Source organism: Paraburkholderia sejongensis, assembly GCF_020880815.1.
GTDB lineage: Bacteria > Pseudomonadota > Gammaproteobacteria > Burkholderiales > Burkholderiaceae > Paraburkholderia > Paraburkholderia sejongensis.
Window position 1 is genome coordinate 330045 of record NZ_JAJITD010000005.1, and the last position, 15508, is coordinate 345552.

The 15508-nt window shown below is 62.6% G+C and carries 11 protein-coding genes and 1 tRNA gene; 8 read left to right on the plus strand and 4 right to left on the minus strand.

Features of this window, described 5'->3' with window-relative positions:
• Nucleotides 1-108: 108 nt before the first annotated feature.
• The 3 genes from LJ656_RS12330 (at nt 109) to LJ656_RS12340 (ending at nt 3280) form a co-directional block, all read left to right on the plus strand.
• Nucleotides 109-1263: a pyridoxal phosphate-dependent aminotransferase gene (locus LJ656_RS12330; protein ID WP_230509690.1), complete on the plus strand. Its 1155-nt coding sequence runs from the start codon at nt 109-111 to the stop codon at nt 1261-1263.
• A gap of 160 nt (nt 1264-1423) precedes the next feature.
• The gene (locus tag LJ656_RS12335) at nt 1424-2218 is read left to right on the plus strand and encodes an ABC transporter substrate-binding protein (RefSeq protein WP_230509691.1); all 795 of its coding nucleotides are present in this window, start codon (nt 1424-1426) and stop codon (nt 2216-2218) included.
• 150 nt (nt 2219-2368) lie between these two features.
• The gene (locus LJ656_RS12340; protein WP_230509692.1) at nt 2369-3280 is read left to right on the plus strand and encodes an AraC family transcriptional regulator; all 912 of its coding nucleotides are present in this window, start codon (nt 2369-2371) and stop codon (nt 3278-3280) included.
• Here LJ656_RS12340 and LJ656_RS12345 read toward each other — a convergent pair.
• Nucleotides 3277-3864 carry a LysE family translocator gene (locus LJ656_RS12345; protein ID WP_230509693.1) on the minus strand — a complete coding sequence of 196 codons (588 nt, stop codon included), beginning with the start codon at nt 3862-3864 and terminating at the stop codon, nt 3277-3279. The genes LJ656_RS12340 and LJ656_RS12345 overlap by 4 nt on opposite strands.
• Nucleotides 3865-4275: 411 nt before the next feature.
• Between LJ656_RS12345 and LJ656_RS12350 the strand changes: the two genes are divergently transcribed.
• Entirely contained in the window at nt 4276-5727 is a 1452-nt protein-coding gene (locus LJ656_RS12350) for a sensor domain-containing diguanylate cyclase (protein ID WP_230509803.1), read from the plus strand.
• A gap of 264 nt (nt 5728-5991) precedes the next feature.
• Here LJ656_RS12350 and LJ656_RS12355 read toward each other — a convergent pair.
• Nucleotides 5992-6067: transfer RNA gene (locus LJ656_RS12355), tRNA-Lys, on the minus strand.
• 204 nt (nt 6068-6271) lie between these two features.
• On the opposite strand from LJ656_RS12355, the gene LJ656_RS12360 reads away from it, so the two are divergent.
• Together LJ656_RS12360 and LJ656_RS12365 are read left to right on the plus strand one after the other, a co-directional pair.
• On the plus strand, nt 6272-6676 hold the full coding sequence (locus LJ656_RS12360; RefSeq protein ID WP_075294753.1) for a PaaI family thioesterase: 405 nt from the start codon (nt 6272-6274) through the stop codon (nt 6674-6676).
• Nucleotides 6677-6812: 136 nt separating this feature from the next.
• The gene (locus LJ656_RS12365) at nt 6813-7688 is read left to right on the plus strand and encodes a patatin-like phospholipase family protein (protein WP_230509694.1); all 876 of its coding nucleotides are present in this window, start codon (nt 6813-6815) and stop codon (nt 7686-7688) included.
• A 127-nt stretch (nt 7689-7815) separates the two neighbouring features.
• Here the strand turns inward: LJ656_RS12365 and LJ656_RS12370 are convergent, their stop codons facing one another.
• Entirely contained in the window at nt 7816-8829 is a 1014-nt protein-coding gene (locus tag LJ656_RS12370; protein ID WP_230509695.1) for a D-2-hydroxyacid dehydrogenase family protein, read from the minus strand.
• A 395-nt stretch (nt 8830-9224) separates the two neighbouring features.
• On the opposite strand from LJ656_RS12370, the gene LJ656_RS12375 reads away from it, so the two are divergent.
• Together LJ656_RS12375 and LJ656_RS12380 are read left to right on the plus strand one after the other, a co-directional pair.
• Nucleotides 9225-11081, plus strand: coding sequence for a phosphoenolpyruvate carboxykinase (GTP) (locus LJ656_RS12375; RefSeq protein WP_230509696.1), 1857 nt, complete (start codon nt 9225-9227; stop codon nt 11079-11081).
• 342 nt (nt 11082-11423) lie between these two features.
• Entirely contained in the window at nt 11424-12524 is a 1101-nt protein-coding gene (locus tag LJ656_RS12380; protein WP_230509697.1) for a LysR family transcriptional regulator, read from the plus strand.
• 122 nt (nt 12525-12646) lie between these two features.
• Here LJ656_RS12380 and LJ656_RS12385 read toward each other — a convergent pair whose 3' ends face one another.
• Complete coding sequence (locus LJ656_RS12385; protein WP_230509698.1) at nt 12647-15328, minus strand: DNA topoisomerase III; 2682 nt, start codon at nt 15326-15328, stop codon at nt 12647-12649.
• Nucleotides 15329-15508: the final 180 nt, after the last annotated feature.

The following is a 15508-nucleotide window of genomic DNA, read 5'->3' on the forward strand; positions in this document are numbered from 1 at the left end:
GTTTCGATTGCGACCGCGAATTGGCTGATGCTTAATCAACGCACTGGAAAGACCGCCTCGCAGCCGCCGCCGTCCGCGCGGCCGCTGCCGGTGAAACGGAGAAAGCTTATGCAGAGCGCCACGCAAGCCCGCTCGAAACTGCCGGACGTGGGCACCACCATTTTTACCGTGATCGGTCAGCTGGCCGCGCAACACGATGCGTTGAACCTGTCGCAAGGCGCGCCGAATTTCGCGCCGGACCCGAAGCTCGTCGACGGGGTCGCGCAGGCGATGCGCAGCGGCCACAACCAGTACTCGCCGATGGCCGGCATCGCCACGCTGCGCGAAGCGCTCGCCGAAAAAGTCGAGACGCTGTACGGCGTGCGTTACGACCCGGCCAGCGAAGTGACGGTGATCGCGAGCGCGAGCGAAGGGCTCTATTCGACGATCAGCGCGCTCGTGCATCCGGGCGACGAAGTGATCTACTTCGAGCCGTCGTTCGACAGCTACGCGCCGATCGTCCGCCTGCAAGGCGCGACGCCGGTGCCGATCAAGCTGTCGCTCGCCGACTTCCGCGTGAACTGGGACGAAGTGGCCGCGGCGATCACGCCGAAGACGCGCATGATCATCGTCAACACGCCGCACAATCCGACCGCGACGATTTTCAGCGACGCCGATATCGAGCGCCTGAAAGCGGTCACGCGCGGCACCGATATCGTGATCCTGTCCGACGAAGTCTACGAGCACGTCGTGTTCGACGGCGCGAAGCATCACAGCATGGCGTGTCACGCGGAGCTGGCCGAGCGCAGCGTGATCGTGTCGTCGTTCGGCAAGTCGTATCACGTGACCGGCTGGCGGGTCGGCTATTGCCTCGCGCCCGCCGCGCTGATGGACGAGATCCGCAAGGTCCACCAGTTCATGGTGTTTTCCGCCGATACGCCGATGCAGTACGCGTTCGCCGACGCGCTTGCCGATCGCGACAGCTATCTCGGCCTGTCCGCGTTCTATCAACAGAAACGCGATCTGCTCGCGCGCGCGTTGCGCGAATCGCGCTTCGAACTGTTGCCGAGCGAAGGCAGCTTCTTTATGCTCGCGCGCTTCCGTGGTTTCTCGGACGAAAGCGACAGCGATTTCGTGCTGCGCCTGATTCGCGATGCGCGCGTCGCGACGATTCCGCTGTCGGCGTTCTATACCGACGGTACGGATTCGGGACTGATCCGCCTGAGTTTCTCGAAGGACGACGCGACGCTGCTCGAAGGCGCGCGACGTTTGTGCGAGATCTGAGCGCACGCCGGCGGTCCGCTGAAGCTCATAACAAGGGCCGTAAAAAGCGGCATTTTTGAACGCAGTATGATCGTCGCAGCGTGAATCGTCCGGGTGGACGAATACGTGCGACGGCATATTCGAAGTCATTGAAGCAGTCGAAGAAGGTGGGAGACCCGTTATGAAGTTGCTGCATTCTGTGTTGGCGCTGGCCTGTGCATGCGCGTCGCTGAGCGCGTCGTTTTCCGCGAGCGCGGCCGACCCCGCAACGCTGCGTTTCGGTCTCGAAGCGCAATATCCGCCGTTCGAATCGAAAGGCCCGAACGGCGAGTTGCAAGGCCTTGATATCGACGTCGGCAATGCGGTCTGCAAGGCCGCGCATATGACCTGCAAGTGGGTCGAAACGTCGTTCGACGGTCTGATCCCGGCGCTCCAAGGCCGCAAGTTCGACGCGATCAATTCGGCGATGAACGCGACCGAACAGCGCCGCCAGGCGATCGATTTCACGACGGTCGTCTACCGGGTGCCGAGCCAGCTGATCGCGCGCCGCGACAGCGGTTTGCAGCCGACGCCCGAAGGGTTGAAGGGCAAGCGCGTCGGCGTGTTGCAGGGCTCGATCCAGGAAACCTTCGCGAAGGTCCATTGGGAGCCGGCCGGCGTGGTCGTGCTGCCGTATCAGGATCAAAACCAGGTCTATACCGATCTGACCGCGGGCCGTCTCGACGGCACGCTGGTGCTGGCACCCGCCGGGCAAACGGGTTTTCTGTCGAAACCCGAAGGCAAGGACTACGCGTTCGTCGGTCAGCCGGTGCGTGACGACAAGATTCTCGGCAGCGGTATCGCTTACGGGATTCGCAAGGGCGACACCGCGCTGCGCGATCAGCTCAATGCCGCGATCGCCAAGGTGCAGGCCGATGGCACCGTGAAGACGCTGGCCGCCAAATATCTGGGCAACATCGATGTGAGCGCGAAGTAACCGCGTAGCGTGATTGCACCGTGACGGGCGGCGTCGTTTGCGAACGACGCCGCCCGTTTGCTTGTTGTGCCCGCGTTTGACGACTACGATAGGTGGGCTTCGCGATGTTGCAAGTGACAGCGAAGTCGACGGATCGAGCGGAGAGCGTGGATGGGCGAGATGATGGAAGCGGTGACGACTGCAGCAAGCGAAGCGGAAACCGAAGCGGAAACCGAAGCCACAACGAATGCGGCCGGCGCCCGCGTGCAATCCGCATCCGCGCCGCGCTTCTGGCGCAGCGATGCGCTGCCGTTCATCGAAGCGCGCTCCATCGAAGACGGCCGCAAGGTCTGCTATGCGAAGCATTCGCACGAAACGTTTTCGATCGGCGCGGTGACCGGCGGCCGCAGCGTCTATCTGAACCGCTACGCGCGCGAATGGATCGGCGCGGGCGCGGTCGTGATGATGAATCCGGACGATGTGCACGCATGCAATCCGGTGGCCGGCGAGTGCTGGTCGTATCGGATGCTGCATGTGGACATTGCGTGGTTCACGAAACTGCAGCACGAACTCGGCTTCAACGAGAACCACGCGTTTCGCGCGTTCTCGCAGATCATGACGCTCGATGCCGCGTTGTTCGACGGCCTGAACCGGCTGGGCGCGCTTCTCGTCGACGATCGCGCCGAGACGCTGCGCAAGGAAAGCGCGGCGATCACGTTTTTCTCGGACGTGCAGCAAAAGCTGAATCCGGCGCGCGAGTTGCCGGAGCATGACGCGAGCGCACAGCTCGTACGCGCGGCCGAATTCATCGCTGACAACTGCACGCGCGCTTTGAGACTTGACGATGTGTGCAAAGCCGCCGACCTGTCGGCGTCGCATCTGATTCGCGCGTTCAAGCAGCGCTACGGGATGACGCCGCACGCGTATCTGATCAACCGACGCATCCAGTACAGCCGTGCGCAACTGCGGCGTGGCCGGCTGATCGCCGATGTCGCGCTCGATGCCGGCTTCGCCGATCAGGCGCATTTGCAGCGCACCTTCAAGCGGCTGGTGGCGGCGACGCCGGGGCAGTATCGTCGCTAGTCCACCACCAGATAAACTGCGCTGACCGCCAGCAGCGCCGCCATCACCCGATTGAACACCCTGATGCGCTTCGCTTCGCGCAGATACTTGCGCAAAAACGTGCCGGCATACGCCCAACTTGCGATCGACAGATAGCAGATCACGAAATACAGCGCGGCGAATTGCCAGACGATGCGGCCGTCGCCATTAGCCGCATACGCGCCCATCCCCGCCAGCGACGCAAGCCATGCCTTCGGATTGAGCCATTGCATCGCCGCGCCATGCGCGAACGACGGCCCGCGCGCCGGTTTATCGGCGCCGAGCCGACCGTTATCGATGGCGAGCTTGACGGCCATATAAAGCAGAAACCCGACCCCCGCCCATTTGACGACATCGATCAGATTTGGAAAATGCGCGAGCAATTGATGCAAGCCGAGGCCGATCAACAGCAGCAGTAACGTAAAGCCGACCGTTGCGCCGGTCACGTGCCGCAGACTCGCGACGAACCCATGCTGCGCGCCGGCGCTGAGCGCGACGACGTTCACCGGGCCGGGGGAAATGGAGCAGGCGAGCGCGAAGGCTGCCATCGAAAGTAATGCGGTCATCGGATGCCTCGAATCGTAAATGAGCGAATAGCTCGCGAGGCCCAACGTTAGCGAGGCGGCGACAGCGTGTATTGAAGGAAATTGCTCGGCGAAAAAGAGCGATCGAAATGGGCGGAGGGTTTTAGCTTTTGCGAATTACGCAAACGTTACCGGGAAGATTTGATTTTGAGATTATCCGGTAAATATCGCGATTTGAAAACTGTGAGATGCCCCTATAAAGCGGACGATTATTTTTACCGATAAACAGTTATCGCTCGTCGATGCGACGCCATTGTCGTTCAATCCTTTGCACGACAATCTGCGCGACGGCCTTCGGCCAACGCAGGGCGTGGAGCAATAAACGTAGGGCACATGATCGAGAAGAGAACGAGGCTGCTGCGCGGGGTCGTGGCGGTGGCGGGCAGATTGCGGATGCGCCGCTATGGCGTGATTTACGCGGGCTGCGGCGTGGTGCTGGCGATGCTCGCGCTGTGCGGCTATTCGCTGTACCAGAGCCGCGAGGATGCGATTGCGCGCGCGTACGATTCGTCGCGCGATGTCGCGACGATCACCGAGCGCGACATCGCCCGCAATTTCGAGCTGTATGCGCTGTCGTTGCAGGCGGTCGCCGATGGACTCGCGCGCCCCGGCGTGCTCGATTCGCCGCGCCTGCGGCGCGAGATCCTGTTCGACCGCGCGGCCACCGGACAATATGTCGGCGCGATGGTCGTGATCGATGCGCAGGGCAACGTCGTGATGGACTCGGAGAGCGACGTGCCGCACGGCGCCAATCTGGCCGATCGTCAGTACTTTCAGGTTCATCGCGACAACGCCGGCCTCGGGCTCGATGTCAGCGCACCCTACGACTCGCGACTGCGGCCCGGTTCGCGCAGCGTCGCGTTGAGCCGGCGGCTGTCGCGGCTCGACGGTTCGTTCGCGGGCATCATCGCGCTCGGCGTCGATCAGGAATACTTCGCAAGCCTGTTCGCCGATCTGCGCATCGGGCAGCATGGAGCGGTATCGATCATCAGGACCGACGGCACGATCATCGTGCGACGGCCCGACAATCGACACGCGAGCGGAGTGGACATCGGCGACACGGAGTTTTTCCGGCAACTGCGTGGCAAAGACGAAGGCAGCTTCGTCGCGATTTCGCCGCTCGATGGCGTCGAGCGGCTTTACTCGTTCAAGCGGATTCCGCAATTGCCGCTGCTGGTGCTGGTCGCGGAATCGACCGCCGATATCTACGCGAGCTGGTGGCGGCGCGCGCTGACGATCGGCTCGCTGATGCTGATCTTCGGGATCGGCGTGGTCGCGTTATCGGCGCGGCTCGGCGCCGAGTTGCGACGGCGACAGCGGGTGGAGCGCGAGCTTGAACGGCTCGCCGGCACCGATGGCCTCACTGGTCTGTACAACCGTCGCGCGCTGTGCGAAACGCTCGAGCGCGAATGGCTGCGCGCGCGGCGCACGGGCAACGTGCTGTCGCTGCTGTTCGTCGATATCGATCACTTCAAGGCGTACAACGATACCTATGGCCATCAGGCCGGCGATGCCGCGTTGATGGCGGTGGCCGCGTGTATCCGCCGGGTGATTCAGCGGCCGGGCGATCGCGTCGGCCGGTACGGCGGCGAGGAGTTCGTCGTGGTGCTGCCGGAAACCGATGCGGCGGGCGCGGCGGTGGTGGCCGAGAATGTGCGCGCGGCGATCGACGAGCTGGGGATCGTGCACGTGGGGTGCGAGTTCGGTCACGTGACGGTCAGCATCGGCGTGACCACGTGGCGGCCGGATCTGCAGACGGATGTCGGCGTGGTGATCCGGGCGGCCGACAAGGCGTTGTATTCGGCGAAGGCCGGTGGGCGGAATATGGTCGCGCGGGCGCTTTGATCGGTTTTAGTCTGGGGAGGTGGGGGTGAAGCGGGTTCTTTCTTTCGGATCGGCACGAAGCCCACTTGCTCCTTGTGCTTCATATATGTTGCACGGTGAGGCACTCAACGGGTGATGCGCTTCTTATAAGTGCTTTTTGCCGAATCAAGGCGCTGACTCAGGCGCCCCGCCGTGGACGATGTTCGCCGGAACGCACGTCGACAGTTTGTTGCGACCCAAAGCAAAAAGCCCGGTCAGCTTTCGCTAACCGGGCTTCGTAATGCTTGGTGGGGCGTGAGTGACTCGAACACTCGACCTACGGATTAAGAGTCCGCTGCTCTACCAACTGAGCTAACGCCCCCAACAGAAGCGAGATTATGCAGTAACTTTTCGAGATTGCCAAGCCCTTTTAGCAAATTTATTAAAAAATCTTCACCGCCGGGCTTGGAGCCTTCCCTCGACCACGCCGCCGTCCCGAAAACATCGACGCGTCCGGTCGTCCCGGTATGATGTCGCGAAAATCACGCCGCGCGAAGCGTCGCGCGGTTTTCGATCGGGGATTGCGATGGATGACAAAGAGGTTAACGAGCTGCTGGAACGCGTCCTCGCGCCATGGGTCCAGGCGCTGACGCTGAAGCCGGTCAAGGTCGACGACGAAGGCGTGACGCTGCGTCTGCCGTTTTCCGGCGACTGGCGACATTCGGGCGGGATGATCAGCGGCCAGGTGTTCATGGCCGCCGCGGATACCGCGATGGTGGTCGCGATCACCGCCGCGCTCGGCGGCTTCAAGCCGATGAGCACCGTGTCGCTGAACATCAACTTCATGCGCGCGGTCCGCAAGGGCGACGTGCTGATCAAGGCGCGCGTGCTGCGCATGGGCCGCCATCTGGTGTTCGGCGAAGTCGAATTGTTCGACGACGGCGGCAACATGGCCGTGCAGGCGACCACGACGTACGCGCTGCTCGAATAAGCGTCGGCCCGTCCGGCGCACCGGCACCCGCAGGCAGTGCGAAGCAAGGCCCCTGACGCACCGAGCGAGCCACCGAGCCAGCGAGCCACCAAAGCAACCACCCAACAGCCGCCAAAAAGGAAGCAAGGAAAGCAGCATGTTCGATCAGGTCGTATTCGCCGGCGGCGGCAACCGCTGCTGGTGGCAGGCGGGTTTCTGGGACGTCGTGCAGCCGCAGCTCGACATCCGTCCGCGCGTGATCACGGGCATCTCGGCCGGCGCGGCCACCGCGTGCATGCTCTACACGCGCGATTCCGACTGGGTCATGCGCTATTACGAAGAAGCGCTGCGCGACAACAAGCGCAACGCGTACTGGGGCAACCTGCTGCGCGGCGAATCGGTATTTCCGCATTACCGGATCTATCGAAAGGCGCTGCTCGACATCTACGGCGACAAGTTTTCGAAGCTCGAACACGCGCCCGAGATCCGCATCGGCGTGTCGCACTTTCCTCGCTGGCTCGGCGCGCGTAGCGCGGTCGCGGCGGGACTGATCGCGTACAACGTCGAAAAATACGTGCGCAAGACGCTGCATCCGACCTTGGGCCGCAAACTCGGCTTTCATCCGGAATTCGTGCGCGCGCAGGATTGCGCGAGCGTCGATGAACTCGCGGATCTGATCCTGCAATCGTCGAGTACGCCGCCGTTCACACCGGTTCTGCGGCGCAACGGCCGGCCGGTGCTGGACGGCGGGATGGTCGATAACGTGCCGGTCGACGCGCTCGACGCCGACACACCCGGCAACGTTCTGGTGATGGTCACGCGTCTCTATCCGCGGCCGCAGATGTTCGTCGTGCCGCACGGCGTGCAGCAACGGCTGTATGTGCAGCCGTCGCGCAAGGTACCGATTTCGAGTTGGGATTACACGAGCCCCTCGCAGATGGTCCACGCGTACAACCTGGGTCGCGCGGACGGCGCGGTTTTCGTCGAGCGCATCCCGGCGCTGCTGGAGGCCGGGGCGCACGAAACGCGTTGAAGCTTCGGATTGCAGCGATAGTCTGCAGGTTTTAGAAGACCGTCGAACCTGACGAACGCCAGAGGATCTCGCTGCAAGGTGCCGGCGAAGCACCCACGAAATGCTCGACCGCCGGCCCCCCTGCTACTTACCGCCGCCGTCCACCCTGCAGCGCCTCGGGATTCGCGACACTCGCGGTATCGCCCGCATCGAAGGCCAGGATGTTGTTGAACGCCGCGGCGAAGTACAACTCGTAGCTCTCGCGTTCCACATAGCCGATGTGCGGCGTGCAGATCACGTTTTCCATTCGCAGCAGGCTGTAGCCCTGCAGGATCGGCTCGCTTTCATACACATCGATCGCGACCATTCCCGGACGGTTGTGGGACAGCGCGTTCACCAGCGCATTTTCCTCGAGCAGTTCGGCCCGGCTCGTATTGACGAGCAGCGCGGTCGGCTTCATGCGCATCAGATCGTCCTGCTTGACGATACCGCGCGTGTCGTCGTGCAAACGCAGATGCAGGGACAGTACGTCGCTGGTCTCGAACAGTTGTTCACGGCTTTCCGCGACGCCGTAACCGTCGGCGCGCGCGGCTTCACGCGAATGCTCGCGGCCCCACACCAGCACGTTCATCCCGAACGCCTTGCCATAACCGGCGACGAGGCGGCCGATCTTGCCGTAACCCCAAATCCCCAGCGTCTGACCGCGCAGCACCTGGCCCAGACCGAAGTTCGGCGGCAGCGCGGAAGTCTTCAGCCCCGACTGCTGCCACGCACCTTGCTTAAGGTTTGCCACGTATTGCGGAATCCGCCGCTGAGCGGCCATGATGAGTGCCCACGTCAGTTCGGCGGGTGCGATCGGCGAGCCGGTACCTTCGAGTACGGCGATGCCGCGTTCCGTACAGGCGGACAGGTCGATGTGCGTGCCAGCCTTGCCGGTCTGGCTGATCATGCGCAGACGCGGCAGCTTGTCGAGCAGTTGCGAACTGATGCGGGTGCGTTCGCGGATCAGCACCAGGGCGTCGACTTCGGACAGACGGCTCGCAAGTTGACCGAGGCCGCGCACGGTATTGTTGAAAACTTTTACCTCGTGGTCGGCAAGCAACTGAAAGCAGTCGAGCTTGCGAACGGCGTCCTGGTAATCGTCGAGGATGGCAATCTTCATGGTATGTAATTTGCGCCGCACCGCCGTGGTGCGAACTGAATGTTATGCTCTCTGTCCCATCATGTGGCTTAGGTCACACGGTGGTTTCGCCGGATGCCTTAACGTTGAAGCTGTCGCACAAAAAGAACGGCAGCGCTACGTGAAGGCGAATTGAGGACGTTTTTAGCAGTTTGTTACGTGTTGAGGCAAGCCGCTTTACACAAGGTTGCAGAAGCCTTGCCCGGAGCGCGCCTCCGCCTGACGAGCTGTATGGCCCAGGACGATCTGCGCAATCGAGCGCCGGCAGTGAAATCGACATCGATCGACACGCCCGCGCGCTGAACTAAGTGCCTCTCGCATGCAGCGTCCCCGGGCTTGTACCGTTTTTTTATTGCTTTCAGAACGGAGACAAGTCGATGAATCATCCCTCGTTTGAAGGGCAGCCCGCTATTCAGGCGCCCGAATGGGTCAAACACCGCAAGTTGATCGACTGGGTCCAGCGCATCGCCGCGTTGACCAAGCCGGAACAAGTGGTCTGGTGTGACGGCTCGCAGGAAGAATACGACCGCCTGTGCGCGCAGATGGTCGAAGCGGGCACGATGAAAAAGCTCAATCCCGCCAAGCGTCCCAACTCCTATCTCGCCTGCTCGGATCCCTCCGACGTCGCGCGCGTCGAAGATCGTACCTTCATCTGCTCGCAACGCGCGGAAGACGCCGGCCCTACCAACAACTGGATCGCCCCGGCCGAAATGCGCTCGACGCTCGACGGTCTGTTCGACGGCGCGATGCGCGGCCGCACGATGTACGTGGTGCCGTTCTCGATGGGCCCGCTCGGTTCGCCGATCGCGCACATCGGCGTCGAGCTGAGCGATAGCCCGTACGTCGCGACCAACATGCGGATCATGACGCGCATGGGCCGCAACGTGTACGACGTGCTCGGCGAAGACGGCGAATTCGTGCCGTGCGTGCACTCGGTCGGCGCGCCGCTCGCGGCCGGCGAGAAAGACGTCGCGTGGCCCTGCAACAAGACCAAGTACATCGTCCATTTCCCCGAATCGCGCGAAATCTGGAGCTTCGGCTCGGGCTACGGCGGCAACGCGCTGCTCGGCAAGAAGTGCTTCGCGCTGCGCATCGCATCGACGATGGGCCGCGACGAAGGCTGGCTCGCCGAACACATGCTGATTCTCGGCGTGACCTCGCCGGAAGGGCGCAAGCACCATGTCGCGGCGGCGTTCCCGTCGGCCTGCGGCAAGACCAACTTCGCGATGCTGATTCCGCCGGCGGGTCTGAACGGCTGGAAGATCTCGACGATCGGCGACGACATCGCATGGATCAAGCCGGGCAAGGACGGCCGCCTGTACGCGATCAACCCCGAAGCGGGCTACTTCGGCGTCGCGCCGGGCACCAGCGAAAAGACCAACTACAACGCGCTCGCCACGCTGAAAGAAAACGTGATCTTCACGAACGTTGCGCTGACCGACGACGGCGACGTCTGGTGGGAAGGCATGACGGACGAGGCGCCCGCGCACCTGATCGACTGGCAGGGTCAGGACTGGACGCCGGCCATCGCGAAGGAAACCGGCCGTAAGGCTGCGCATCCGAACGCGCGCTTCACGGCGCCGGCTTCGCAGTGCCCGTCGATCGACGCGGACTGGGAAAACCCGGCGGGCGTCGCGATCGATGCGTTCATCTTCGGCGGCCGTCGCTCGACCACCGTGCCGCTCGTCACCGAAGCGCGCAACTGGGTCGAAGGCGTCTACATGGCGGCGACGATGGGCTCGGAGACGACCGCGGCCGCGGCCGGCCAGCAGGGTGTGGTGCGCCGCGATCCGTTCGCGATGCTGCCGTTCTGCGGCTACAACATGAGCGACTACTTCAACCACTGGCTGAAGACCGGCGAGCGTCTGGAGCAACTGAACGCGAAGCTGCCGAAGATCTTCTGCGTGAACTGGTTCCGCAAGGGCACAGACGGCAAGTTCGTGTGGCCCGGCTTCGGCGAGAACATGCGCGTGCTGAGCTGGATGGTCGGTCGTATCGAAGGCTCGGCCAAGGGCGAGGAACATGCGTTCGGCGTGTCGCCGCACTATGACGACATCGACTGGAGCGGGCTGAACTTCAGCCGCGAACAGTTCGAGCAGGTCATTTCGGTCGACGACGCCGCATGGCGCGACGAACTCGCACTGCACGCGGAGCTGTTCGACACGCTGCAACAAGGCCTGCCACCGGCGCTGACGCAGGCGAAGCGCGCGTTGGAGGAAAAGCTCACCGCTTGATCATGTGAGTGGTCACTTCGCATGCAAAGCCGCCCTCGGGCGGCTTTTTGTTTTGGGGCTCGATCCACTGGGATTTTTTCGGATTCGGCAATGCCGGGAATGCCGTTGCATCTGTTCGAACAAAAAAGACAGTGCAAGGTGCGGCGCAGCAGATTGTCTTGATATTTCGAATAATCGGAGTTCAGAGGCCGCTTAATTCATCGTAGTCGTACCAAAATTGACAATATTTCGGATTTCGCGGGCAACTTATGCACGAAGTTGCGAGTCGTAGGAGAATTCCAGGTTCCGCTTCACTGGTTTTCACTAATTGTCAGGAAGCAGTAACACGGCAGGAGTTGTCCTATGGATCATTTGCAGTCGATGCGAGTTTTCGTCAAAGTGGCGGATCTCGGCAGTTTTGCCCGCGCTGCGAGCGCGATGGATATTTCCAATGCGGTCGCTACCCGTCACGTTGCTGACCTCGAAGGTCGCCTTGGTACGCGACTGCTCAACCGCACCACCCGCAGCTTGTCGCTGACCGAATCCGGTCAGGTCTACCTCGAGCGCGCCCGGCAGATTCTCGATGAACTGGAAGACGTCGAGCAGATGGTCGTCGCACGCAATCACGAACCGGTCGGTACGCTGCGCATCGTCGCGCCCGTCGTGTTCGGGCTGCATAACCTGGCGCCCGTGCTGCAAACGTACGCGGAGCGCTATCCGAAAGTCATTCCGGACGTCACGCTGGTCGATCGCCAGGTGGATCTCGTCGAGGAAGGCTTCGACGTCGGCGTGGTCATTGCGCGGCAGATGCGCAGCGCCAGCATCGTCACGCGGCGTTTGACCACCGGCTGCATGACCGTGTGCGCTACGCCCGACTACCTGGAAAAGCACGGCATGCCGACGCGTCCCGAACATCTGCTCGAGCATTCGTGTCTGAGCCTGCCGTCCGAATACTGGGGCGACGAGCGCGTGTTCACGGGGCCGGACGGCGAGGTGCGGGTGCGACCGTCGAACGTGATCGTCGCGAACAACACGGAGATGCTGCGCCAGTTCGCGCTGCTCGGGATGGGCATCGCGATTCTGCCGAGCTACCTGATCGGTCGCGACATGACCCGTGGCCGGCTGGTGCGGCTGCTGGGCGATTACCGTTTGCCGCAGGTCGAGATCAACATCGCGTATCCCAGCCGCCGTCACCTGCCGGCCAAGGTGCGTACGTTTATCGATCATCTGGTTGAGCACTTTAACCAGACGCCGAACAGCGTGCTCGGCGAGCAGTGGATCAAGGGCGACGGGAGCGGGAGGTCGGCGCAGGCGGGCGCTTTCGACTCCACCGAATCTCGCGCACCGGAAGCGTTCGACGGCGCTGAGCCGCTGTCACGTCTGCTCGACAGCGAGTTGTCGCCGGTTGCAAAGCCGCTGGCGAAAACGACTCGTACCCGGCCGACGGCTTTGTCGCCGTTGTAAATTGCTGGATGCTGGAGCCCGCGTTGTCTGAGGCGGGCGGAAAGTAAAAAAGGCGCAGTCACTTCATGTGACGCGCCTTTTTTGTGGGCGGGTGGCGCGAAGCGCCGGGCCACGCCCCGAACTTAAGACCCGGTTTTACGCGTCGCGGTCTTCTTCGCCGGTGCCTTCTTTGCCGCGGCGGTTTTCGCAGCAGGCGCCTTCTTCGCCGCGACCTTCTTCGCGGCCGGCTCTTCCTTCACCGCGACCGCGGTATCGCCGTCGTCCGATTCTGGCATCGCCTTTGCCGCCGAGCGAGCCGCCGAAGTCTTGGCAGCCGCAGTCTTCGCCCCGGTTTTACCCGCCGCCGGTTCCTTCTTCTCGAACTCGAAGCCGATCTTGCCGTCGTTCTGCTTGACGAGGAACGCCTTGAAGTTGCGCCCCGTACGCGACGACTTGAAGTTCGTCAGCAGATCGGTGCGGCCTTCCTCCAGCAGCTTGGCCATCTGCTCGCGAGCGATTTCCTGCTGCAGGATCACCTTGCCGGAGCGGAAGTCGCACGTTTTCGGATTGGCGACCGAGTTCTCGCACACATAGCTCATGCCGTGCTCGAACACGCGGCCGTTGCACTTCGGGCACGCGCCGACCGGCTGCTGATCGGAGAAGTCGGGCGGTTCGCCGTCTTCGCCGGCGGCATCCTGGCCAAAGTCGAATTCGAGCTTGTAGTTCTTGATCTCGTCGTCGAACGTGAGCTTGAGGATCGCCGAGAACGGCCGGCCCATCTTGCTGCGGAAACCCGACAGCGGTCCGATGGTCTTGTTCTGCAGCAGCTCTTCGACTTCAGGAATTTCGAACTGACGGCCGCCCGGAATCTTCGAGATCGAGAACTCGCACTTCGAGCACGCGAAGCGCCGGTAGTTCTCCTTCACCTGGCCGCCGCAATTCGGGCAAGGCGTCTCCAACGTCGCGTAATCGCCCGGGATCGTGTCGGAATCGTATTCCTTCGCGCGCTTCACGATGGTCTGCGTCATGCGTGCGATTTCCTGCATGAACGCGTCGCGCGGCAGGTTGCCGCGCTCCATCTGCGACAGCTTGTATTCCCATTCGCCGGTCAGTTCCGGTGCGGTCAGTTCCTTCACGCCGAGGCCGCGCAGCAGTGTCATCAGCTGGAACGCCTTGGCCGCCGGAATCAGGTCGCGGCCTTCGCGGATCAGATACTTTTCCGTCAACAGACCTTCGATGATCGCCGCGCGCGTCGCCGGCGTGCCGAGCCCCTTGGCTGCCATCGCTTCACGCAGTTCGTCGTCTTCGACCAGCTTGCCCGCGCCTTCCATCGCCGACAGCAGCGTCGCTTCGTTGTAGCGCGCAGGCGGCTTGGTGACCAGTTGCTGCGCGGCGATCTTGTCGGTCTTGACCTTCTCGTCCTTCTGCACCGGCACCAGGTTCGCGTCGTCGCCGCTGGTTTCGCGACCGTAGATCTGCAGCCAGCCCGGTTCGACCAGCACCTTGCCTTCGGTCTTGAAGTGATGACCCACCACTTCGGTGATGCGGGTCGTCACGCGATATTCGGCGGCCGGGAAGAACACGGCCAGGAAGCGCTTGACGACGAGGTCGTAGAGCTTCTGTTCCGGCTCGGACAGGTTCTTCGGCGCCTGCAGCGTCGGGATGATTGCGAAGTGGTCGCTGATCTTCGAGTTGTCGAAGATGCGCTTGTTCGGCTTCACCCAGCCTTTGTCGAGCACCTGCTTCGCGAACGGCAGATAGTTGTTGCTCTCCTTGAGCATGCCGAGCGTCTGCTTGACCGTGTCCAGATAGTCTTCCGGCAGCGCGCGCGCGTCGGTTCGCGGATAGGTCAGCACCTTGTGCTTTTCGTACAGCGCCTGCGCGAGGCCGAGCGTGTTCTTCGCCGAGAAGCCGAAGCGGCCGTTGGCCTCACGCTGCAGGCTGGTCAGGTCGAACAGCGCCGGCGACAGTTGCGTGGACGGCTTCGACTCTTCGGTCACCGTGCCGAGCTGGCCACGGCAGGCCGCGACGATCGTCTCCGCAGCGGGCAGCGACCACAGACGCGAATCGCGCTTTTCCGGGTCGAACTCGTCACGCTTGAATTTCGGGTCGTACCAGCGGCCTTCGTAGAAACCGCCCGCGCAGACGAACTCTGCCTTCACTTCCCAGTAATCGCGCGGCACGAAGCGGCGGATCTTCTCTTCGCGCTCGACCACGATCGACAGTGTCGGCGTCTGCACCCGCCCGACCGTGGTCAGGAAGAAGCCGCCGCCCTTGCTGTTGAACGCGGTCATTGCGCGCGTGCCGTTGATGCCGACCAGCCAGTCCGCTTCCGAACGGCAGCGCGCCGCGTCGGCGAGCGGCTGCATCTCTTCGTCGCTGCGCAGACGGGCGAAGCCATCGCGGATCGAGCCGGCGGTCATCGACTGCAGCCACAGCCGTTGCACCGGCTGCTTTGCTTTCGCGTGCTGCGCGATCAGGCGGAAAATCAGTTCGCCCTCGCGCCCCGCGTCGCATGCGTTGATCAGACGGTCGATGTCCTTGCGCTTGATCAGCCTGGTCAGCACCTTCAGGCGCGACTCGCTCTTGGCGATCGGATTCAGATCGAAATGCGGCGGAATGACGGGCAGGTTGGCGAAGCTCCACTTGCCGCGCTTGACTTCGTAGTCGTCGGGCGCGGCGATTTCCAGCAGATGGCCCACTGCCGAGGAAAGGACGTAGTCGTCGCTTTCGTAGTATTCGTCATGCTTGGTAAAGCCGCCCAAAGCGCGCGCGATGTCGTTCGCGACGGAAGGCTTTTCGGCGATGATCAGTGCTTTGGACATGACTCGATGTGAGGTTGGTAGATCCGGGTGGGTGGCCTTGGGCTCGCCAAATTGGCGCGCGATGCTCGTTTGCGACCTGTTTCGACCCATTAACGACCGCTTTATAGCACACGGCGCGAAGCGGTCGTGTCAAGTGCCTTGAAAGCGCGCCATCATAAGTGCGTGCCGCGCGGTTGATCA

Coding starts and splice junctions, on each gene's coding strand:
- LJ656_RS12350 (WP_230509803.1), top strand. CDS start 4,276: ATGCGCCGCTATGGCGTGATTTACGCGGGCTGCGGCGTGGTGCTGGCG.
- LJ656_RS12365 (WP_230509694.1), top strand. CDS start 6,813: ATGTTCGATCAGGTCGTATTCGCCGGCGGCGGCAACCGCTGCTGGTGG.
- LJ656_RS12370 (WP_230509695.1), bottom strand. CDS start 8,829: ATGAAGATTGCCATCCTCGACGATTACCAGGACGCCGTTCGCAAGCTC.
- LJ656_RS12380 (WP_230509697.1), top strand. CDS start 11,424: ATGGATCATTTGCAGTCGATGCGAGTTTTCGTCAAAGTGGCGGATCTC.
- LJ656_RS12340 (WP_230509692.1), top strand. CDS start 2,369: ATGGGCGAGATGATGGAAGCGGTGACGACTGCAGCAAGCGAAGCGGAA.
- LJ656_RS12335 (WP_230509691.1), top strand. CDS start 1,424: ATGAAGTTGCTGCATTCTGTGTTGGCGCTGGCCTGTGCATGCGCGTCG.
- LJ656_RS12330 (WP_230509690.1), top strand. CDS start 109: ATGCAGAGCGCCACGCAAGCCCGCTCGAAACTGCCGGACGTGGGCACC.
- LJ656_RS12360 (WP_075294753.1), top strand. CDS start 6,272: ATGGATGACAAAGAGGTTAACGAGCTGCTGGAACGCGTCCTCGCGCCA.
- LJ656_RS12375 (WP_230509696.1), top strand. CDS start 9,225: ATGAATCATCCCTCGTTTGAAGGGCAGCCCGCTATTCAGGCGCCCGAA.
- LJ656_RS12345 (WP_230509693.1), bottom strand. CDS start 3,864: ATGACCGCATTACTTTCGATGGCAGCCTTCGCGCTCGCCTGCTCCATT.
- LJ656_RS12385 (WP_230509698.1), bottom strand. CDS start 15,328: ATGTCCAAAGCACTGATCATCGCCGAAAAGCCTTCCGTCGCGAACGAC.